Genomic DNA, 20,007 nt, shown 5'->3' with positions numbered 1-20,007 from the left:
TCTGCCGGATGGCTGCTATCTGTAGCGGAAGCGGGCAATCTACGACATTAGTACGGCGGCCGTAACTTTAATGGGAGATGTGAATCAAACTACGCAGGAGCAGAACGGTGCACATTCCAGACCATTAAGCGTCTATTATCTGAGTCATCGCAAACCCGGGAGTTCTCGACCGAAGCGCACGTTCACACCTTGACAGGGCCAAGAATGGAAACAAGCGACTGCGAAATGCCCGGCCGAACCCTTGCGCATCCTCCTGCGCATCAGCCGGACAGCCTCTTTGAGAGCTGCTCGTGGTTTTACGCTCTTTGCCGTGAATATTTGTTTCGCGATCACACGCCGGAGATCAGTCGAGCGCTGTTTCCTTCTGCGGGACCGGCTCCTGGTACCAGGGTTCTTGAGCTGGGTTGTGGCCCTGGCTTCTATGCCTGTCGACTCTCGCAGGAGTATCCGCAGATTCATACCACAGGTGTCGACCTCTCGCGTCGATTGCTGGCGAGAGCGAAGTCCCGGGCTGCGAGTAGAAGTCTTCAGAACTGCACGTTCGCGCATGGCGACGCCCACTCTCTCCCGGATGATTCCAACTCTGTCGACGCAATTGTTGTCTCGCGGCTTTTTCTGATTGTTGCGAACAGGGAGGCTGTGTTGGGTGAGATCTTTCGGGTTTTGCGGCCGGGGGGACGCTGCTTTATCGCAGAACCGACCTCGGGCTTTCGTACCCGCATACCACTTGGCTGCATGTGGCTGCTCTCAAAGGTGAGCAACAGCCCGGCCGGAAGATATCGCGAGCCGCGACAAGCTGATGTAATGACGGCGACGGATTTTTCGGAGTTGATTCATTCGCAACCGTGGGGCGAGGTCGACCTGCAATATGATGGCTGGTATCAGTACGCGGTCTGCGAGAAACGAGCTGAGGCTCTGATCGACTCCGCATGGCTGGAGAGGCGGGTCGAATGGAGGGCGGTTTAGTCTTATGACTCCTTCAACGATGTCCTACCCGATTCTTGATCCTGGGAAGCCGGTGGCGGTAAGAGCCGGGCAGACGGCTCTCGCTGTGATGGCGAAGGCTCCGCGCGCTGGTAAGGTGAAGACCCGCCTCTCGCCTCCTCTGACGCCGGAACAGGCTGCGGATCTCAACATCTGTTTTCTGAAGGACACTGCTGAAAATATCGCTTCGGCTTCCGTGCCGGGTGGCGCGGTTGGGGTGATCTCTTATACTCCGGCGGGCGATGAGGGCCTCTTCGACAATCTTCTGCCTGTCGACTTTACGTTGATTCCGCAGCGTGGTGATGGCTTTGGCGAAAGGCTGTTTGCGACTGCACAGGATCTTCTCTCCTGCGGCTACGGCAGCGTTTGTCTTATTGACTCCGATTCGCCCACCGTTCCGGTGGCCGCGTTTGAACAGGCCATCGCTGAGTTGCAGAGGGAAGGTGACCGCATTGTTATTGGGCCGGCAATGGACGGTGGCTACTACTTGATCGGTCTCAAACGAGCTCATCCCGAACTCTTCGCCGAGATTACGTGGAGTACGCCGTCTGTGTTATCTGAGACGGTGGCTGCGGCGAAGAAGGCTGACATTGAGGTCGTAGTTCTGCCGCTTTGGTACGACGTGGATGATGGAGAGACGCTTGAATTGTTGACTGCCGAACTGCTTGGCGATGCCCAGCCACCGTTTGCCACGCTGGCTGGGTATCGCGCTGAACATACGCGCGCTTACCTTCGTTCGCTGCGATCTAGGGGAGGCGAAAGCTGATGATCGCAACGACCGACCGTGCTGCAAAATCCGCCGCGAGCGTTGGGATAGACGCTGGTGTTCGTCGACACTGGTCGGTTGCTCGCGCCTGGCAGACCAACGCTGCACTGGTTCTGATAGGGATTGCTCTATTCTTACTGACGCGACAATTAGTCAGCGAGTACGATCATTTCAGGATTGGGTTTTCAGGCGTGTCGGGGTGGTCGTGCATTCTTTATCTTGGCGCGGCGTTGATAGTGCTGACCCAGCCAGTCGATAGATTCACTTTTCCTATTATTGTGACTGTGGCGATCGCGTGCCGTCTGGTTGCGCTGCTGGGTCCGCCTTTTCTTTCGAGCGATGTCTATCGATATGTGTGGGATGGCGTGGTCCAACATGCTCACATCAGCCCGTATCGCTATGTTCCCGGGGATGCTGTACTCGCTTTTCTGCGCGAGCCTTTTCAGAGTGTCTTCGACAAAATCAACCGGCGCGACTATGCCCACACTATTTATCCGCCCGCGGCTCAGGCGCTCTTCTATTTGATTACCTGGATCTCTCCGACGATCATTTTCATGAAGTCCGTGATGGTCTTGTTTGAAGGGATTACGATGTATGCGCTCGTGACCCTGCTGCACTCGTTGGGTTTTCGTCGCGAGCAGACGCTGCTCTATGCATGGTGTCCGATGCTTGTGTGGGAGATCGCCGGCTCGGGGCATCTTGATTCTGTGGCGATGGCGTTCATTGGGCTTGCTTTGCTGGCGCGCTTTCGGAAACATCCAGTGCTGACAGGAATCTTTCTCGGCGTCGCTATTCTGCTGAAGCTCTATCCGCTTGTGCTGCTCCCTGCGCTCTATCGACGCGGGGATTTCAAGATGCCTGCCGCTGTTGCCACCGTTGTAGCGGTGGGCTACGCGGCATATTCGAACGTTGGTCTTCTCGTCTTTGGATTTCTTGGGGGTTATGTAAAGGAAGAGGGTCTGGCGACGGGCTCGCGATACTTCTTACTGGAGCTAGCGCAACAAATCCCTGGTCTGCACGGTCTCTCTACTGCCGCCTACATCGTTTTTTGTGCTGCGGTCTTCGCGGGGATCGTCTGGCGGTGCGGGCAGATCGCGGGCCGCGACGGGAGCAACCGTAAAAAGCCGTTTGCTTCGGATGGGGTTGCGGGTTTTCTTCCGCCTGCGTTTGCGCTGGCGAGTGCGCTGATGTTTTTGTTTTCACCTCACTATGCGTGGTACATCCTCTGGTTGATTCCGTTTTTCAGTTTGATGCCGAACCTGCCAATCCTGACTTACGTTCTCGGCTTCTTCTACCTGTACACAACGGATTTGGCTGAGCCGGGGCCTAAGATGTTTCTGGCTAATAAAATTCTCTACGCTTCGGTGTTTGCAGCGTTCATAATTCAGTTAGCTTTCAAGCGATGGCCGATTCATCGCAAGTTGTTTATTCAACCAGTGGTGGCGAGTGAATCTCTATGAGTACACTTCTTCCGATTCTTCCTCCCAACGACCTGCTCCATGACAAGGAGAGGCTTAGCCCCGCGGCGCAGCAGGCTGAGGAGGAGAAGAACCGCATGCGCCGGTACTTCGAGAAGCCTGAGTCGGACGCACATCTTGCTGCGATCGCCGCTCACGAGCCGGTTTGTCTTTACCTCGAGACGACGAACCGATGCAATCTGCTGTGCACGACCTGCCCGCGCACCTACGAGGAGCTGGAGCCCGAGGCCGATATGCCGTGGGAGCTTTTCACGTCTCTCATCGATCAGTATCCGAATATTGCGCGGGTTGTGCTGCACGGCATCGGCGAGCCCATGCTAGTCAAGGACATTGCTCAGCGAGTGAAGTATTTGAAGGATCGAAACATCTATGTTTTGTTCAACACGAATGGGACTTTGCTCACGAAGGCGAATGGGCGGGCTCTCATTGAAGCGGGTCTGGATGAGCTTCGCGTGTCACTCGACGCCGCGGAGTCTGAGGTCTTTCAGATGGTTCGCGGCAAGGACTTCTTCGACAAGATCGTTGCTAACGTCAAAAATTTCACGCGACTGCAGCGCGAGCTTGATGCTCCCAAACCGCGCGTGTCATTGTGGCTAACTGGTCTGCGTGAGACGGTGGATCAGCTACCTAATTTTGTGCGTCTGGCCCACTCTATCGGGGTGACCGAGGTTTATCTACAGCGGCTGGTATTCTTCGATGTCCCGATGGATGAACACTCTCTCGCGCGTGCGGAGTCGGCGCTCTTTGAACACACTACCGAGCGAGAAGAGGCTTTGATTCGTGAGGCTGAATCGGTTGCTCAAGAACTCGGTGTGATGTTCTCTGCATCCGGCGCAGTCGATCCTGGCGAGTCAATCAAGATGCAGCGCTCAGATAGTCCGTGGTCCCTGTGCCGTCGGCCCTGGTCGCTGATGTACATCACGGCGAACGGGCGTGTGCTGCCGTGCTGCATCGCGCCTTTCAGCATGAAGGGCTATGGCAGCTTCACTCTGGGTGATGCTACGCAGAGTAGCCTCCGCGAGATATGGAATGGGGCGGAATATCAACATTTCCGCGAGGGCCTTCTGACCAGCGCTCCGCCGCCGGCCTGTGTCAATTGCGGACTTCGCTGGAGCCTTTGACGATCGCTCTTGCACCTTTGCGGCAACGCCTTATAATCGCACCTGCGAAAGACAGAGAGGATGCGATGAATATCCAGCAGCACTCCGGCTTCTACGTGGTAGGCGTAGCGGCGCGCACGCATAATGCGGCTGAGAAGAATGGCAAGGGAAAGATCGGGGAGATCTGGCATACCCTGCTGCGAGACAATCTCGCCGCGAAGATCCCGAACAAGCTTGGGATTGATCTGATCGCGGTGTATACCGACTATGAAGCCGGCCGTGACGGTTACTACACCTACCTTCTTGGATTGCCTGTCTCTTCCATTCACAACATACCCGCGAAGTTCGTCGCGAAACATGTTCCCGGAGGCCGCTACGCAGTTGTTACGTCGAGCAGAGGGCCTGTGACACGGGTGGTTCCGGAGATATGGGACCGGATCTGTTCTATGTCGGCCGGCGAATTAGGTGGCTCGCGATCCTTCCGTGCCGACTACGAGGTTTACGACCAGCGTTCGACCGATCCGGAGAAGGCCCAGATCGAAGTGTATGTCGGTCTTCGCTAGACGCATCCATACGCACTGAATTTCAGGATTGACTCGAAGTAAAGAATCAGAATGCAACCAACAATTTCTGTCATCATTCCGGCGCTGAATGAAGCCGAGTCGATCGGGCATGTTGTCTCCGAGATGCCCTGGCAACTCATTGCCGAATGCATCGTCGTCGACAACGGGAGCTCCGATGAGACTGCCGCTGTTGCGGAGGCGGCAGGCGCGCGCGTCGTTCGATCTCCGCGTGGATATGGAGCTGCCTGTAAAGCGGGCGGCGAGGCGGCACTTTCCACGAGCGTTATTCTGGTCTACATGGACGGCGATGGATCCGACGTTATTGCGGACCTGCCACGACTGGTGGGTCCGATAGAGGCCAACGAGGCGGACTTCGTTCTCGGCTCGCGAATTCGCGGCACGCGTGAGGCGGGATCTATGCTCGGTTCGCAGGTCTTCGCTGCACATCTGGTCAGCACTCTTTTGCGTCTCTTTCAAGGCGTGCACTATACCGACATGGGGCCCTTTCGTGCAATTCGTAGAACGTCACTCAATGGGTTACAGATGTCGGAGCTGACCTACGGATGGAATCTAGAGATGCAGATTCGCGCTGCTCAGAACAAACTTCGCATTCGGGAGATTCCAGTCGATTATCGTAAACGCATGGGCGGAACCTCCAAAGTTTCGGGTGATGTGAGAGCGAGTATGAAAGCTGCGATTCGCATCCTCAAGGTTCTGTTTCGCGCGGGTCTTTCGCGCAAACTGAGCTAGGGATTGCGCAGAAGAAGGAAAGTTCCAACGTATACTTGTTGCGTCAAGTTGTCAGGAGACATTATGCAAAGTCGTATTCTCGGCACCACTATGCCCGTTCTCGAGTTCGCCCTCGGTCCGAATGACGCGGTCATCTCGGAAGCAGGGGAGCTCTCGTGGATGACTTCTTCTGTTCAGATGACCACGCACACTCAATACGCGGGTGGCGGCGGCTTCTTCGGGGCAATTGCGCGGGTCGCGGGCGGCGGATCGCTCTTTATGACTGAGTACAGGGCGGTTGGCGGTCCCGGCGAGGTTGCGTTCGCGACGCGAGTTCCAGGACACATCGTACCTGTGGAGGTTGGTCCGGGGCATGAGTACCTCGTTCACCGTCATGGGTTTCTCTGCGCCACCGCCGCGATAGAACTAGGGGTTGGTTTTCAGCAGTCGCTTGGCGCGGGGATCTTCGGTGGTGACGGTTTTCTGTTGCAGAAGATCAGCGGACAGGGCATCGCCTGGCTGGAGCTATCTGGGGAGCTTGTCATCAAGGATCTTGCTGCCGGCGAGACGCTGCGTGTCCATCCCGGTCATGTGGGCGCGTTTCAGTCTACCGTTGCGTTCCAGATCCAGCGGGTTCCTGGCATTAAAAACATGATCTTCGGTGGTGACGGTGTCTTTCTTGCGGCGCTTACCGGACCTGGCCGCGTGTGGCTGCAGACCCTGCCTATTTCGCGGCTCGCACATCAGATTCAGGAGTATCTGCCGAAGGAACGCGCGCAGCAGGCTGCTGAGGGCGGGGTCGTTGGCGGTATAGTGGGTTCCATCCTGAAGGGAATGTAGTCGCGATTAGCTGAATTGACGACATTCTTCTCCCTGTTCGTGATGGGTGAGATGTTTAGGTTTTAGCAAGTGAAACGACTATGCCCCCGACAACGATCAGCGTTCCTCCTATAAGGATCGTTGGTGAGGGAACCTGTTTGAAGATTAGCCATGAGAGCAGTTGGGCGACTACGAAGAAGAAGACGACGTACAAACCAAGTAGTCTTCCAAAGTCCCACGGTGGTGCGTTGACGGTCCAACCGTATGCAAAGAGGATGATTGCGGCTGCGCCGAACATTAGAATGCGGGCCCGGGCTGAATTCGAATGAAGGCCTGCACGAATTAGAGCATCGCCGCCGGCTTCGAGAGCTGCGGCGGCAAGCAAGATCAAAACTGTGGCGATGCGGCTCATGTTTCTATGTGATGAGACTCTTAAGGACAGCTCTACATAGAGGACCATGTCGCGGATAAGAAAGTCGTAAAAGCGCTTCTTCGAGTGGGTCAAAGTCATTTCGACCAGATGCTGCAGCCCCTGCCAGCCGGGGCTAAACTCGAGTAGAGGCTCGAATGACAGTAGTTGCGCTCGATATTCATCCAGGACGCTCGAAGAGATTTCCTGCTGGCCCCTCGTTTCTTCCAAGGTTTTTGACAGGCCGCATGTTTCGACAGACAGCGGTTGAGTCTATGGTGGAGTCTGCGCGGCGTTACGGAGACCTTGTCCACTACACCGTCTTTGGTCGCCATATCTATCAACTGAATCATCCTGAGCTTATTGAGGATTTTCTTATCAAGGACGCGGGCAAGCATCACCGCGGGATCGTGATGCAACGGTCAAAGACTGTTCTAGGAGAAGGGCTGCTGACCAGTGAAGAGCCACTGCACATGCGTCAGCGAAGGCTTGCGCAGCCGGCGTTTTTGCGTCATCGAATCGCGAACTATGGAGAGGTGATTGGAGAGAATGCTGCCGCGATTTCACAAAGTTGGAAGCCTGGTTCGATTCGTGATGTGCATGAAGATATGCTCGAGCTGGCGTTGCGGATTGTCGGCAAGTGCCTCTTCGATCTGGACGTTCAGTCGCACGAAGAGGTGAAGAAGGTTTCGGCTGCGGTAGATGCGTTCATGGGGTTTCTTCCGCTGGCCATACTGCCATTCTCGGAACAGATTCAGCGATTGCCGCTGCCTGCCATGAGGCGGATACGGAAGGGACAGGCGGACCTCGATACGATCATTTACGGAATGATCCGTGAGCGACGCCAGTCGCCGGGGGATCGCGGCGATCTACTCTCGATGCTGATTGAGGCGGTCGATACGGAAGGATCCAGTGGCCGCATGTCGGACCAGCAGGTGCATGATGAGTGTCTGACGATTATGCTGGCGGGGCACGAGACCACTGCGAATGCGCTGAGCTTTGCGCTGTGGCTGCTCGCCAAGTACCCGGAGGTGCAGACGCGTTTGTATGAAGAAGCCCGTATGGTTCTCGGAGATCGTGCGCCGACAGCAGCCGACTACTCCCGTCTTCCTTATGCTACTCAGGTTTTTTCCGAGACGATGCGGCTTTATCCACCGGTCTGGGTGATTGCCCGTAGCTGTGTCGAACCTTATGACATCGCCGGCTATGCAATCGCCAAGGGAGCTATTCTTATCGCGCCTCAGTTCGTCGTCCACCGCGATGAGCGTTTTTATCCGGATCCACTTCGATTTGATCCTGAGCGTTTTGCAGTGGATAAGAAGGAGACTGTAAGGTCGCGCCCGCGTTTCGCCTTCTTTCCTTTCGCGGCGGGAAGCCGGCAGTGTATCGGAGAAGGGTTGGCCTGGATGGAGGGAGTGCTTTCTCTGGCTACGATCGCCCGTGACTGGAGGCTTAGCCTGCCATCTGGAGCACCGGCTCAGATCGCGGTCAATCCTGCAATTAGCCTGCGACCGAAGCATGGAGTTCCGTTATTGATGGAACGAAGAGGCTAGCGCCCCTCCATCCAGGAGTCGATCGAGTATCCGTTGTGGCGGTGTAGAAAGATCAATATGGAGTAGACCAATGCATAGGTCAGTTGAATTGCTGCTGCGGCCCAATCCTGCAAAAGTGCGGATCCAAACGTCAGCACGACGATGAGGAGACTTGCCGCGATGAGCGCTGCTCGCGTTCTGAGGCCGGTTAGAATCAGGAGACCAAAGAGACCTTCAATTGACGGCAGGATCAATCCGAAGAACCAGACGCTCCATGCGGGAAGTGGTGCATGGCCGAACTGAATGACTAGCTTTGCGGCGAACTCGCCTGGGCCGGCAATCATGCGGCTTACGCCGTGCATCATCAAATTTACGCCGACCACTATGCGCAGTAGGGCATATGCTGTGCGCTCGTCAGAAAAATTCAATTCTTCAACCATTGGGTCCCCGCTTAGTGGTGCGCTCAACTCGGGATCGCATTATTTCTTCAGATGCCAAAGCTGACGGAACGGTATAAGGAATTGTCGAGGGATGCATAAGTTGAGTGCGGGGCTCTATATTCTGGAGCAATGCAAGGAAACTCAACAGAACCTTTTCTTCATCTCGCTCATGTCAATGTAGCCCGCGGAGATAGTGTCGTTCTTCACGACATCAACCTGTCGGTTAATGCGGGGGAACATATAGCGATTCTCGGCCCGAACGGATGTGGCAAGTCGACGCTGATCAAGACCATAACGTGCAAGTGTTATCCGCTGGTGCAACCGGAGATGAAGGTGAGAATCTTTGGGCGCGAACGGTGGGATCTAACGGAGTTGAAGAAGCGGCTCGGGGTTGTTTCTGCGGAGTTGCCAGGGAAACAGACGCTACAGACTACGGGGCGCGATGCCGTGATTACTGGCTTTTTTTCGAGTAGTACGCTGTGGCCGAATCTTGTGGTGACGGAGGCTATGCGGGCTTCTGCGGAGGAGGTGTTGGGGCAGATTGATGCGGTGGGGTTTGCGGAGAAGCTGGTGGGAGAGATGTCGGCGGGGCAGCAGAGGCGGATTATGATTGGGCGGGCGCTCGTGGCGTCGGCGGGGATGTTGTTGTTGGACGAGCCTTCGAATGCGCTGGATCTGGCGGCTCAGGCGGAGTTGCGAGGGTTGTTGCGAAGGTTAGCGGAGCAGGGGACTGGGATCATGCTGATTACGCACCATATTGCGGATATTCCACCGGAGATTGATCGGATTTTGATGATGCGGGAGGGGCGGATTGTGGCGGATGGGTCGAAGGCGGAGCTGCTGACCGCAGAGAGGCTGAGTGATCTGTTTAAGACGGAGGTTCAGCTTTCGGAGCGGGATGGTTTTTATCACGCTTGGTGAGGGATTTTTTCTGGCGTGGTGATTTGGGGTTTTTACAGGGGTATTTTGAGAAAAGTGGGTGCGTTGCGTGGTGTTTTGGGTGGTGAAACGTGGTGTTTTTGCATGGTAGACGTGGTGGGTTAGCAGTCGGTTTTTGGGTGATGAAAAATGCGCCACGGTTTTGAGATTTATTTTTGAGTGGTTGAAAGAGATGTCCTGCCGGACGGGCCCACTGCGCGTGGGGCGGTCACTTCGTGACGGGTATACCTCGTCTTGGTGGGACTGGCATTTGGCTCCTCCCGTTGGTCGGAGCGACTTTCTGCTTGCGACCAGCGGCAGCATTACGCGAAGCCCAATACGCGTCACGAAGTGACCGCTGCCCGCGCAGGGCGGAGAAGCGCTTTAGTCTGCTTGGGGGATTACGCCGGTTTGGAGCTTGACTAGTTCTGGCTGGGCTATGCGTGATGGGCCGAGGACCGCGATTTTGGGTAGGGGGCCGCGGACCATGGCTACCTCGTCGCAGGCGTAGAGGCGCGGGCAGGTCTGGCAGTCCTTGTAGATCTTGTCGGGCAGGGTGGTGCGGTCGACTACGCGGAAGCCGAAGTGGAAGAAGAAGTCGGGGATGCGGGTGAAGAGGCAGACGGCGGTGACCTTTTGCTCTTCGGCTTCTTCAAGGAGGGCGCGGAGGAGACGGCCCCCTGCGCCCTGGCCCTTGGCTTCGGGCTTGACGACGATGGAGCGGACTTCGGCGAGGTGGGGGCCGTAGAGGTGGAGTGCTCCGCAGCCGAGGAAGACGCCGCCTGAGTCTCCATCGACGGGGGATTCGGCTACGGCGAAGTCGCGGATGTTCTCGCAGATCTCGGCGTAGTTGCGGCGGAGGAGGGTGCCGTCGCCGGAGAGGGAGTTGACGAGATCGAAGATGTTGACGGCGTCAGGGAGCTTGGCCTTGCGCACGGTTGCGCCGCCTACGCGGAGGCGGGATGAGGAGGTGGATTCACTCACGGTCATCAAGGGGGTAGTGGGCAACTGCGTTTAGCTCCTTACTTTATTTTCGCAGAGTATTGGATGATTTGATGATTCGGTTTGGTGCGGGGGTTGAAGAGTGCGGTTCGCGTGTGGCGCGAATGCTCACTCATGCGGTGAGACTGGGTAAGTAGCGTTCGCAACGGCAACAGACGAAATACGGGGGTCTCTCCACTACGCAATAGACGATGGAACTGTCTATTGCTTCGGTCGAGATGACGAATCTTTGGGGAAGCGGGATTGGATGAGACTGCATGAGTGGGCATTCGCAGCGGCAACAGACGAAATACGGGGGTCTCTCCACTGCGCGATAGACGATGGAACTGTCTATCGCTTCGGTCGAGATGACGAATCTTTGGGGATGCGAGAGATTGAACCGGCTTTGTCGTCACGCGTGCTCCGTGAGACGGACCTTGGCTTCAGCGAGGGCTGTGGCGACGCGGGGACGGGCGGTGCCTCCGATTACGTCGTGGCAGTCGAGGGTGGCTTCGAGGGTGATGGCTGAGAAGAAGTCTTCGCCGAACTGGGGGCAGATGGTGCGGAGTTCTTCGAGGGTTAATTGCTGGAGTTCGCGGTGGGTTTCGAGGCCCCCGTCTCCCATCGCTAGGCGGACGGCGTTGCCGATGTGCTCGTGGGCCTTGCGGAAGGGGATGCCTTTGTCGGTGAGGTAGGTGGCGGCGGCCATGGCGTTGAGGTAGCCGGAGTGGGCGGCGGTCTTCATGATGTCGTAGCGGAACTTGAGGGAGGCGGTGAAGGCTGGGAGAACGCTTAGGATGCCGGCGATGGTGTCGGCTGCGTCGAAGACTGGCTCCTGGCCTTCTTGAAGGTCTTTGTTGTAGGCGAGGGGTAGGCCTTTGATGAGTGTGGCTAGTGTTGTGGCTGCGCCTAGGAGGCGTCCGGATTTGCCGCGGATGAGTTCGGTGAGGTCAGGGTTCTTCTTTTGCGGCATGGCGCTTGAGCCGGTGGAGAAGCGTTCGGGGAGGTCTAGGAAGCCGAACTCGGCTGTTGAGTAGAGGGTTAGTTCTTCGGCGAAGCGGGAGATGTGGATGCCTAGAGTGGCGATGGCTTGGGTGAATTCGAGGGCGAAGTCGCGGTCGCTGGTTGCGTCCATGCTGTTGGGGGTGGGGGCGTCGAAGTTGAGGGCGCGGGCGGCGATGGTGCGGTCGAGGGTGAGGGTTGCGCCTGCTACTGCGCCGGAGCCGAGGGGGCAGAGGTTCATGCGCTTGCGGGCGTCCGTGAGTCGGCTGGCGTCGCGCTCGATCATCGTTACATAGGCTAGGAGCCAGTGGGCTACGAGGACGGGTTCGGCGCGCTGGAGGTGGGTGTACGAGGGCATGGTGGCTTCGCCTGCGGATTCGGCTAGGTCGATGAGGGCTTTTCGCCATGCGGTGAGGCCAGCGAGGGTGTTGTCGATGGCTTCGCGGACGAAGAGGCGCATGTCGGTGGCGATCTGCTCGTTGCGGCTGCGGCCGGTGTGGAGCTTGAGGGCGAGGTCGCCGATTTGTTTGGTGAGTTCGAGTTCGACGTAGTGGTGGACGTCTTCGGCCTGGGGGTTGGCGGTGACGATGGCTTCGCCTTGTTCGGCTTGCTGCTTGGCTACGGCGCGGAGGCCTTCTTCCATTTGCAGGAGCTCTTCGCTGGTGAGGATGCCTGCGGCTTCGATGGCGCGGGCGTGGGCTATGCTGGCTTCGACTTCGTAGGGGACCAGGCGCCAGTCGAAGGGGAAGGAGCGCTGCCACGATTCGAAGGTGGCGTCGAGTGGTTCGCGGAAGCGGCCGGACCACATTTTTGCGGATTGATCAGTCATCGTGTGTTCTATCCCTATTGGGTCGGTGATGGATTCTAATGAGGCATAGGCTCTAAAGTGATCGTGACATCCCCACACTTAATGGCTTGAAAATGTACTTCGGTTGAGTTGATTGGATCTGTTCCTGGATCAATCACAACTGCCAAGTATCTCGGGCCTGCCCAATTAAGGTGAAGACTTGATTTAGATAATAAGCGATCAAATTCGAGAATTTCGACTGGCTGTTGCTCGGCCTGACTGAGGTAAACAATGGTGGCTTCATATCCTCCGCCGAAGCTACCGCCCGCTTCGCCGTGAGCAGTGGCGAGCCAGTGTTTGTCAGACGAATAAGCTTGGGTAGACCAACTAATGTCGCGTTTGCTACGGCAGCCAGTAAGTGCAAATACGAGGAATGAACAGAGGGAGAGCTTGCACAGATTGTCTCTCAGGTTGATCGACATCTATGCGTGTCCTTCTGGCATGAGCTCTTCCCAGGTTGCGTTATTCGATTCAATCAAAGCGATCTTCTGTGCCCGTGTCCAATGCTTGAGTTCCTTCTCACGAGCAATGGCGTTATTGACGTACTGGTGGCGCTCGAAGTAAACGAGCCGGTGGACTTTGTAGCGTGCGGTGAAGCTGCTTGGTGCTTGTTTGCGGTGTTGGTAGATTCTCTTGCGAAGGTTGTTGGTGACGCCGATGTAGAGGATATGTGAACGGTTGGAGAGGATGTAGACCCAAAACTGGTATTCGTGTCCTGGCACTGTGGCTCTCCGGTTGGCGCTGCGGCTTGATTGGTGAAACGCAGATTCCCTTCGGGAATGACAAACAAAATGGGTGTCACTCTTTGTTGCTGCTGCTGTTGAGTTGGGGCATTTCGGAGCCTTTGCTTAGGGTGATTAGGCCGCTTTGGGCGTAGGTGATTAGTTTGGCGCGGGTGTCGGTGATGTCTAGGTTGCGCATGGTGAGTTGGCCGATGCGGTCGCGGGGGGAGAAGGTGGATTCGCCTTTTTCCATGGTGAGACGCTCGGGGTGGAAGGTCAGGTTGGGCGAGGCAGTGTTGAGGATGGAGTAGTCGTTGCCGCGTCGGAGTTCGATTGTAACCTCTCCGGTTACAGGTTTGGCGACCCAGCGCTGGGCGGCTTCGCGGAGCATGATGGCCTGGGGGTCGAACCAGCGGCCCTGGTAGAGGAGACGGCCCAGCTTGCGGCCGTTTTCGCGGTACTGCTCGATGGTGTCCTCGTTGTGGATGCCGGTGATGAGGCGCTCGTAGGCGATGAAGAGGAGGGCGAGGCCGGGTGACTCATAGATGCCGCGGGACTTGGCTTCGATGATGCGGTTTTCGATCTGGTCGCTCATGCCGAGGCCATGGCGGCCACCGATGCTGTTGGCTTCGAGCATGAGGGCTACGGGGTCGGAGAGCTCTTTGCCGTTGAGGGCGACGGGGAAGCCTTCTTCGAAGCGGATGGCGATCTCTTCGGGTTTGATCACGACGTCGTCGCGCCAGAAGGCGGTGCCCATGATGGGTTCGACGATCTTCATACTGGTGGTGAGGAGCTCGAGGTCCTTGGCTTCGTGGGTTGCGCCGAGGATATTGGAGTCGGTGGAGTAGGCTTTTTCGGCGGACATCTTGTAGCCGAAGCCGGCCTTGGTCATGAAGGCGGACATCTCGGCACGGCCGCCTAGCTCGTCGATGAAGGTGGGGTCGAGCCAGGGCTTGTAGACCTTGAGGTCGGGGTTGACGAGGAGGCCGTAGCGGTAGAAGCGCTCGATGTCGTTGCCTTTGAAGGTGGAGCCGTCGCCCCAGATGTTGACGTCGTCTTCCTTCATGGCGGTGACGAGCATGGTGCCGGTGACGGCTCGGCCGATTGGGGTGGTGTTGAAGTAGGTGACGCCGGCGGTGGTGATGTGGAAGGCTCCGGACTGTAGGGCGGCGATGCCTTCGCGGACGAGGGGGGCGCGGCAGTCGATGAGGCGGGCTTTTTCGGCGCCGTACTCGAGGGCTTTGCGGGGGATCTCGTCGTAGTCGGCTTCGTCGGGCTGGCCGAGATTGGCGGTGTAGGCGTAGGGGAGCGCGCCTTTCTGCTTCATCCAGTGGAGCGCGGCGCTGGTGTCGAGGCCGCCGGAGAAGGCTATGCCTACTTTTTGGCCTAGGGGGAGAGTTTCGAGAATTACGGACATTAATTTAGGACCTCTATAACGCGGTGGACTGGAAGTAAACTCAGCTTAGAAAATATTGCTCACGAATGAGGGGCCGTCGGGTGAATCGAAAAAGCCGCGCGAAAGACCTGTTTCTTTATGTGCTGATTAGCGGAGCTATCATCGCTTTGCTTGTAGTTGTGATCGAGCTTGGAGTCGACCGAAGAACCTTTATGAACGGAACTGGGTTTGCATTCTTTACGCTCCCACTTTTCGGATTCTTCGTTGAAAGCAGTCGGCGTTGGTGGAAAAAGCCGCTGTTTTGGTCGCTTGCCGGATTGCTGTTTGTCCTGCACTCCATGTGCTTTTGGTGGATTGCATATCGCGCCGGTTTATTCAAACCTGCGTGGTATCCGATCCTCATCTTGGAATATGCCGTGCTCATCGCTTGCAGAAATCTAGTTTTAGCTAAGGCTGATAATTCCAGTTAGCTTCTCTTCCGGGGTTGGATTCCGCGGCTGCGGCTGTTGGAGGTGCGCTTGGCTCCGCCGAGGAGCATGAGCAGGATGGCTTTTTGGGCGTGCATGCGGTTTTCGGCCTGGTCGAAGACGACGGATTGGGGGCCGTCGAGGACGGCGTCGGTGACTTCGGCGTTGCGATGCGCGGGGAGGCAGTGCATGAAGACGGCGTCGGCTTGCGCGTTGGCCATGAGGGCTTCGTTGACCTGGTAGGGCTTGAAGATGGGAGCGCGCTTGGTGGCCTCGTGCTCGAAGCCCATGCTGGTGCAGACGTCGGTGTAGACGGCGTCGGCTCCGGTGACGGCTTTGACGGGGTCGTGCATGAGGGTGATGCTGCCGCCGGTGGTCTCGGCGATCTCGATGGCTTTGTGGATGATTTCGAGTTTAGGGGCGAAACCCTTTGGCGTGGCTACGGTGCAGTGGGCGCCGAGCTGTGCGGCGGTGAGCATGAGGGAGTGGCAGACATTGTTGCCGTCGCCGACGTAGGTGAAGTGGAGGCCCTCTGCGGAGCCGAAGCGCTCTTCGAGGGTGAAGAAGTCGGCGATGGCTTGGCAGGGGTGCTCGAGGTCGGAGAGGGCGTTGATGACGGGGATCTTGGAGCAGGCGGCGATCTCGGTGATGGTGTCGTGGGCGTAGGTGCGGAGGACCATGATTGCCATCCAGCGCTCGATGTTGTGGGCCATGTCGGAGAGGGATTCGCGCTCGCCGAGGGGGGACTGGGTCTGGTCGACGAAGATGGCGTTGCCGCCGAGGGTGTTGATGGCGGTCTCGAAGGTGAGGCGGGTGCGGAGGGAGGCCTTCTCGAAGAACATGACCATCTGGCGCGCGTCGAGGGCGTGACGGAAGTCTTCGGGATTGTTCTTGACGGCGTGAGCGAGCTCCATGAGGGCTGCCATCTCCTCGACGGTGAGGTCGGCGATGGAGCAGAGGTCGCGGCCGTGGAGGCGCTTGGAGGCTTCGCTGAAGGCGGTGTCGGACTGGATGCCGAGGGCGGCGTGGCGCGTGGGGACGAAGTCTTCGGCTTCGGACTTCGAGTTCATGATGACGGTTTTGCTACCCATTGGCTTTGTCTCCTGCCGGAACTGCTCCGGCCAGTGCTGCAGTGAAGATCTCGTCGAAGGCTTTGATGGCGGTGTCGACGTGTTGACGCTCCAGAAGGAAGGGCGGGAGGAGCCGGAGGACTGTCTCGCTGGTGCGGTTGATGATGATGCGGCGCTCTAGCATCTGTGCGGCGACGCGCTGGGCAAGGTCGGCGGAGTTGATTTCGATGCCGAGCATGAGGCCTTTACCGCGAACGTCCGTGATGCAGTCGTGGCGCTTGGCTAGTTGCGTGAGTTGATCGTGGAAGTATGCGCCTACTTCGTTGATGTGGGCGAGAAGGTTGTCGCGTTTGATGGTGTCGATGACAGCGATGGCTACGGCGCATGCGAGTGGATTGCCGCCGAAGGTGGTGCCGTGCATGCCGGGGGTGATGGCCTCGGCGGCGGCGTTGGTGCAGAGCATCGCGCCCATGGGGATGCCGTTGGCGATGGGCTTGGCGAGGGTGGTTACGTCAGGGAGGATGTTGTAGTGCTGGTAGGCGAACCATCTTCCGGTGCGGCCCATGCCGGACTGAATCTCGTCGGCGATGAGGAGGGCGCCGGTGGAGTCGCAGAGTTCGCGTGCGGCTGCGAAGAACTCCTGCGAGACGGGATGGATTCCGCCTTCGCCCTGGATGGGTTCGATGCAGATGGCGCATATTTCGGAGGAGAACTTTGCGCGGAGGTCGGCTACGTCGTTGAAGCGGACGAAGTCGACGCCGGGCATGACGGGCATGAAGGGCTCGCGGTACTTGTCCTTAGCGGTGGTCGCGACGGAGCCCATGGTGCGGCCGTGGAAGCTGTGGTCGAGGGCTAGGAACTTTGTGCCGATGGTGCGGCCCTTCGAGCGGAGGAGACCGGAGTGGGCGCGGGCCAGCTTGAGGGCGGCCTCCCAGGCTTCGGTGCCGCTGTTGGTGAAGAAGGCGCGGTCGAGGCCGGAGATCTCGGTGAGGTGAAGGGCGAGTTCGGCGGTGTGCTGGTGGAAGAAGAGGTTTGAGGTGTGGATGAGGCGCTTCGACTGGTGCGCGATGGCCTCTTCGATGGCGGGGTGGTTGTAGCCTAGCCCGCAGACGCCGATGCCGCTGAGGAGGTCGAGGTAGTCGTTGCCGTTCTCGTCGCGCAGGTGAACGCCCTCGCCGCTGACGAAGAGGATGGGGTTGCGCTCGTAGGTGTTGAGGAGCAGTTTCTTTTCTGCTGCCTGGATGGATTGCAAGTTGGGTGTTGCGTTCATGCGACCATGACCTCCGTTCCGTCGTTGACCCGTGTGGAGACGAGGTCAGGTAGTAGAGATGCTGCTTCTGCGGGAAGAATGCGTACGCGCTTGACGCCGTGAGTGAGTGCGTCGCGGCAGGCGTTCAGTTTGGGGAGCATACCGCCTGAGACGACCTGCGCCTGCTCCATGGCGGGAATCTGTGCGAGGGTGAGCCAGCGCATGACGTTGCCGTCTGCGCCTTTGACGCCGGGGACGTCGGTGAGGAAGACGAGGGTGTCGGCTTTGGTGCCGATGGCGCAAGCTGCGGCCATCTCGTCGGCGTTGATGTTGTAGTACTCACCGTCGAAACCAAGGGCGATGGAGGAGATGACGGGGACTGCGCCCATGGCCCAGATGGCCTCGAGCCACTTGGGGTCCATGGCGGCGATCTCGCCTACGAAGCCGAGGTCGGGGTTGGTCTTTTTCTTGCGTGCGCGGAAGACGTGTCCGTCGCCACCGGAGAGGCCGACGGCGGATTGGCCGTGCGAGCCGATGGCGGCGACGAGCGATTTGTTGACGCGGCCGGCGAGGACCATGAGTGCGGCGTCACGGGTTTCGGCATCGGTGATGCGGAGGCCGGAGATGAACTCGCTCTTTTTGCCCATGAGGGCAAGGGTGCGGGTTAACTGAACGCCCCCACCGTGGACGACGGCGACCTGGTTTCCGTCTGCGACGAGGTCGGCGATGGCTTTGCCGCAGGCGTGGAGGATCTTCTTGTCCTCGAGAGCGGCACCGCCTAGTTTGACCACAAATCTCACAGCAAGCCCTCCTCTTCGTTCCATCCGCAGATCAGGTTGAGGTTTTGAACGGCCTGGCCGGAGGCTCCCTTGAGAAGATTGTCGAGGCAGGAGACCATGATGAGACGCTTTCCGTCGGGAGCGAGCGCAAAGCCGAGGTCGCAGAAGTTGGTGCGAACGATGTGTTGTATCTCTGGCAGGTGCGGCGTGGTGCGAAGCCGGACCAGCGGGCTGTGTTGATAGAAGTTCTGGAGCACGGTGCTGATGGCAGCGGCTTCGGTTTTGGTTTTGAGGCGAAGGTAGATCGTGGACAGGATCCCGCGTGGTATGGGGAGTAGATGCGGGGTGAACTGGATTTGATCCGAGGTGATGTGAAGCTGCTCGAGCAGCTCGCCCGTATGGCGGTGGCCGAAGACGTTGTATGCGGAGAGATTGTCGGCTGCGTACATGAAGTGGGTTTTGGATGTGGGTGCTTTGCCTGCGCCGCTGACTCCCGATTTGGCGTCGCAGATGATGCCGTGGTCGAGGTCGACGAGGCCAGCCTGTACGAGCGGCGCGAGGGCGAGGATGATCGAGGTGGCGTAGCAACCGGGGTTGGCGACTAGACGGGCTTTGCGAATCTCGTCGCGATGCAGCTCGGGGCAGCCATAGACGGCTTCTGATTGAAGCTGTGCGGCGTGATCGGCGTTGGTGTCCTTCAGCTTGTAGATGTCGCGGTTGGCGTGGTGTTGGAGCCGCCATGCGCCGCTGAGGTCGATGACCTTGATGCCGCGTTCGATGGCTTGGGGAACCCACTCACGGGACTGCTCGTGTGGTGTGGCGAGGAGGAGGACTTCGGTTCCGGAGTCGACGATGCGGTCCCATGAGAAGGGGAGGATCTCGTGGGCGTGATCTTTGCCCGCGACAGCAAGCTGGGGATGGATGTCTTCGAGGGAGTGCGGGGTGGTGGACTCCGGTTCGCCGGCGCGGCCGAGGAACGTGGGTGCGGTTCCGCGGAGTCTGGGATGATGCAGGAGCAGGCGCGCGAGCTCGCCGCCTGCATAGCCGCCGATGCCGGCGATGGCAGTGCGGGGCGCGGTGGTGCGGGCGGCGGGTTGTTCGAGGAGGTCGGTGATGGTGGAGTGAGAAGTTGCGTTAGCCAAGGTAGCCTTCGATTCGTGTCTTTAACAGGTTTGCTTGTTTTTCGTCCGGGCAGATGATGAGGACGGTGTCGTCGCCTGCGATGGTTCCTACGACCTCGGGCCAGTCCTCATAGTCGATGCCGGCGGCGATGGGTTGAGCGCTTCCGGTGGTGGTGACGAGGACGAGGAGGTTGATGGCCTGGCGCACCTCGAGGCCGAAGCTTTCGAGAACCTCGCGGATGCCGGGGAGTGCATCTTCGTCGGAGTCGTTTCCGTTGGGAAGAGAGTAGCCGTTCGGTCCTTTATTTAATCTCAATTCATGGATATCGCGCGATAATGTTGCTTGAGTGACATGAAATCCGCGTCCGGCTAGTTTTCGACGTAGCTCGTCCTGGCTGGTGACCGCGGTCTTTACCAGCAACTCTCGAATTACGGCGTGACGCTGTTGTTTCATGAGTTTGTTGTACCTGTGTTCGCGTAGTTAAGTCGTCAATTGTGGCTCAATTTGTTATAGAGCCCATCTGTATAAATATACATTATCTGTGTATATTTATACACACGTTGCTTCGTCTTCTTTTTCGTTGACGAGCGCTCCACAAAAAAGGAAGGGTTGTAGCCGGGATTTTGGTGCCGGG

22 protein-coding genes are annotated in these 20,007 nt (G+C 58.0%); 10 read left to right on the top strand and 12 right to left on the bottom strand.

The annotated features are described in order from the left end of the window. Positions 1 to 225 precede the first annotated feature (225 nt). From RBB81_RS18450 to RBB81_RS18420, 7 genes are all read left to right on the top strand, one after another. Positions 226 to 966, top strand: coding sequence for a class I SAM-dependent methyltransferase (locus RBB81_RS18450; protein WP_353071643.1), 741 nt, complete (start codon positions 226 to 228; stop codon positions 964 to 966). 4 nt (positions 967 to 970) lie between these two features. Beyond that, complete coding sequence (locus RBB81_RS18445) at positions 971 to 1,750, top strand: TIGR04282 family arsenosugar biosynthesis glycosyltransferase (protein WP_246373396.1); 780 nt, start codon at positions 971 to 973, stop codon at positions 1,748 to 1,750. Further along, positions 1,750 to 3,210: a glycosyltransferase 87 family protein gene (locus tag RBB81_RS18440; RefSeq protein ID WP_353071642.1), complete on the top strand. Its 1,461-nt coding sequence runs from the start codon at positions 1,750 to 1,752 to the stop codon at positions 3,208 to 3,210. Before RBB81_RS18445 ends, RBB81_RS18440 begins: the two co-directional genes overlap by 1 nt. After that, positions 3,207 to 4,349, top strand: coding sequence for a radical SAM protein (locus RBB81_RS18435; protein WP_183787867.1), 1,143 nt, complete (start codon positions 3,207 to 3,209; stop codon positions 4,347 to 4,349). Before RBB81_RS18440 ends, RBB81_RS18435 begins: the two co-directional genes overlap by 4 nt. A 65-nt stretch (positions 4,350 to 4,414) precedes the next feature. After that, positions 4,415 to 4,891 carry a GyrI-like domain-containing protein gene (locus tag RBB81_RS18430; RefSeq protein WP_353071641.1) on the top strand — a complete coding sequence of 159 codons (477 nt, stop codon included), beginning with the start codon at positions 4,415 to 4,417 and terminating at the stop codon, positions 4,889 to 4,891. 51 nt (positions 4,892 to 4,942) lie between these two features. Beyond that, positions 4,943 to 5,641: a glycosyltransferase family 2 protein gene (locus tag RBB81_RS18425; protein ID WP_353071640.1), complete on the top strand. Its 699-nt coding sequence runs from the start codon at positions 4,943 to 4,945 to the stop codon at positions 5,639 to 5,641. A 63-nt stretch (positions 5,642 to 5,704) separates the two neighbouring features. Continuing rightward, the gene (locus RBB81_RS18420) at positions 5,705 to 6,460 is read left to right on the top strand and encodes a TIGR00266 family protein (protein ID WP_353071639.1); all 756 of its coding nucleotides are present in this window, start codon (positions 5,705 to 5,707) and stop codon (positions 6,458 to 6,460) included. 55 nt (positions 6,461 to 6,515) lie between these two features. Here RBB81_RS18420 and RBB81_RS18415 read toward each other — a convergent pair whose 3' ends face one another. Then, complete coding sequence (locus RBB81_RS18415) at positions 6,516 to 6,950, bottom strand: hypothetical protein (protein WP_353071638.1); 435 nt, start codon at positions 6,948 to 6,950, stop codon at positions 6,516 to 6,518. Between the two features lie 56 nt (positions 6,951 to 7,006). On the opposite strand from RBB81_RS18415, the gene RBB81_RS18410 reads away from it, so the two are divergent. Next, positions 7,007 to 8,401, top strand: a complete 1,395-nt coding sequence (locus RBB81_RS18410) for a cytochrome P450 (protein WP_353071637.1) — start codon at positions 7,007 to 7,009, stop codon at positions 8,399 to 8,401. Here the strand turns inward: RBB81_RS18410 and RBB81_RS18405 are convergent. After that, entirely contained in the window at positions 8,398 to 8,820 is a 423-nt protein-coding gene (locus RBB81_RS18405) for a DoxX family membrane protein (RefSeq protein ID WP_353071636.1), read from the bottom strand. The two genes, RBB81_RS18410 and RBB81_RS18405, sit on opposite strands and share 4 nt — an antisense overlap. A gap of 129 nt (positions 8,821 to 8,949) precedes the next feature. Between RBB81_RS18405 and RBB81_RS18400 the strand changes: the two genes are divergently transcribed. Continuing rightward, entirely contained in the window at positions 8,950 to 9,741 is a 792-nt protein-coding gene (locus tag RBB81_RS18400) for an ABC transporter ATP-binding protein (protein ID WP_353071635.1), read from the top strand. A 381-nt stretch (positions 9,742 to 10,122) separates the two neighbouring features. On the opposite strand, the gene RBB81_RS18395 is transcribed toward RBB81_RS18400, so the two are convergent. From RBB81_RS18395 to argG, 5 genes are all read right to left on the bottom strand, one after another. Beyond that, a complete protein-coding gene (locus tag RBB81_RS18395) occupies positions 10,123 to 10,728 on the bottom strand; it encodes a GNAT family N-acetyltransferase (protein ID WP_179586929.1) in 606 nt (201 codons plus the stop codon). A 403-nt stretch (positions 10,729 to 11,131) separates the two neighbouring features. Next, positions 11,132 to 12,550: an argininosuccinate lyase gene (argH, locus tag RBB81_RS18390; RefSeq protein WP_353071634.1), complete on the bottom strand. Its 1,419-nt coding sequence runs from the start codon at positions 12,548 to 12,550 to the stop codon at positions 11,132 to 11,134. 35 nt (positions 12,551 to 12,585) lie between these two features. Continuing rightward, positions 12,586 to 12,990 (bottom strand): hypothetical protein, encoded by a 405-nt coding sequence (locus RBB81_RS18385; protein WP_353071633.1) that lies wholly within the window; start codon positions 12,988 to 12,990, stop codon positions 12,586 to 12,588. Next, entirely contained in the window at positions 12,991 to 13,290 is a 300-nt protein-coding gene (locus RBB81_RS18380) for a GIY-YIG nuclease family protein (RefSeq protein WP_353071632.1), read from the bottom strand. It lies immediately after the preceding gene. A gap of 76 nt (positions 13,291 to 13,366) precedes the next feature. Continuing rightward, positions 13,367 to 14,707, bottom strand: a complete 1,341-nt coding sequence (gene argG / locus RBB81_RS18375; protein WP_353071631.1) for an argininosuccinate synthase — start codon at positions 14,705 to 14,707, stop codon at positions 13,367 to 13,369. A gap of 80 nt (positions 14,708 to 14,787) precedes the next feature. Between argG and RBB81_RS18370 the strand changes: the two genes are divergently transcribed. Then, positions 14,788 to 15,156 (top strand): hypothetical protein, encoded by a 369-nt coding sequence (locus tag RBB81_RS18370; protein ID WP_353071630.1) that lies wholly within the window; start codon positions 14,788 to 14,790, stop codon positions 15,154 to 15,156. Here the strand turns inward: RBB81_RS18370 and argF are convergent. From argF to RBB81_RS18345, 5 genes are read right to left on the bottom strand one after another with little or no spacing between them, the layout of a single operon-like run. Continuing rightward, on the bottom strand, positions 15,153 to 16,244 hold the full coding sequence (gene argF / locus RBB81_RS18365) for an ornithine carbamoyltransferase (protein WP_353071629.1): 1,092 nt from the start codon (positions 16,242 to 16,244) through the stop codon (positions 15,153 to 15,155). The two genes, RBB81_RS18370 and argF, sit on opposite strands and share 4 nt — an antisense overlap. Then, positions 16,237 to 17,493 (bottom strand): aspartate aminotransferase family protein, encoded by a 1,257-nt coding sequence (locus RBB81_RS18360; RefSeq protein ID WP_353071628.1) that lies wholly within the window; start codon positions 17,491 to 17,493, stop codon positions 16,237 to 16,239. Before RBB81_RS18360 ends, argF begins: the two co-directional genes overlap by 8 nt. Next, positions 17,490 to 18,272 carry an acetylglutamate kinase gene (gene argB / locus RBB81_RS18355; RefSeq protein ID WP_353071627.1) on the bottom strand — a complete coding sequence of 261 codons (783 nt, stop codon included), beginning with the start codon at positions 18,270 to 18,272 and terminating at the stop codon, positions 17,490 to 17,492. Before argB ends, RBB81_RS18360 begins: the two co-directional genes overlap by 4 nt. Beyond that, positions 18,269 to 19,366 (bottom strand): N-acetyl-gamma-glutamyl-phosphate reductase, encoded by a 1,098-nt coding sequence (gene argC, locus RBB81_RS18350; RefSeq protein WP_353073951.1) that lies wholly within the window; start codon positions 19,364 to 19,366, stop codon positions 18,269 to 18,271. Before argC ends, argB begins: the two co-directional genes overlap by 4 nt. Positions 19,367 to 19,385: 19 nt before the next feature. Continuing rightward, the gene (locus RBB81_RS18345; protein WP_353071626.1) at positions 19,386 to 19,826 is read right to left on the bottom strand and encodes an arginine repressor; all 441 of its coding nucleotides are present in this window, start codon (positions 19,824 to 19,826) and stop codon (positions 19,386 to 19,388) included. Positions 19,827 to 20,007: the final 181 nt, after the last annotated feature.

This window comes from Tunturibacter gelidoferens, from assembly GCF_040358255.1.
In the GTDB taxonomy this organism is placed as follows: Bacteria; Acidobacteriota; Terriglobia; order Terriglobales; family Acidobacteriaceae; genus Edaphobacter; species Edaphobacter gelidiferens.
Note: the sequence above shows the minus strand (reverse complement) of the source record. Positions and strands in the feature narration are given on the sequence as shown.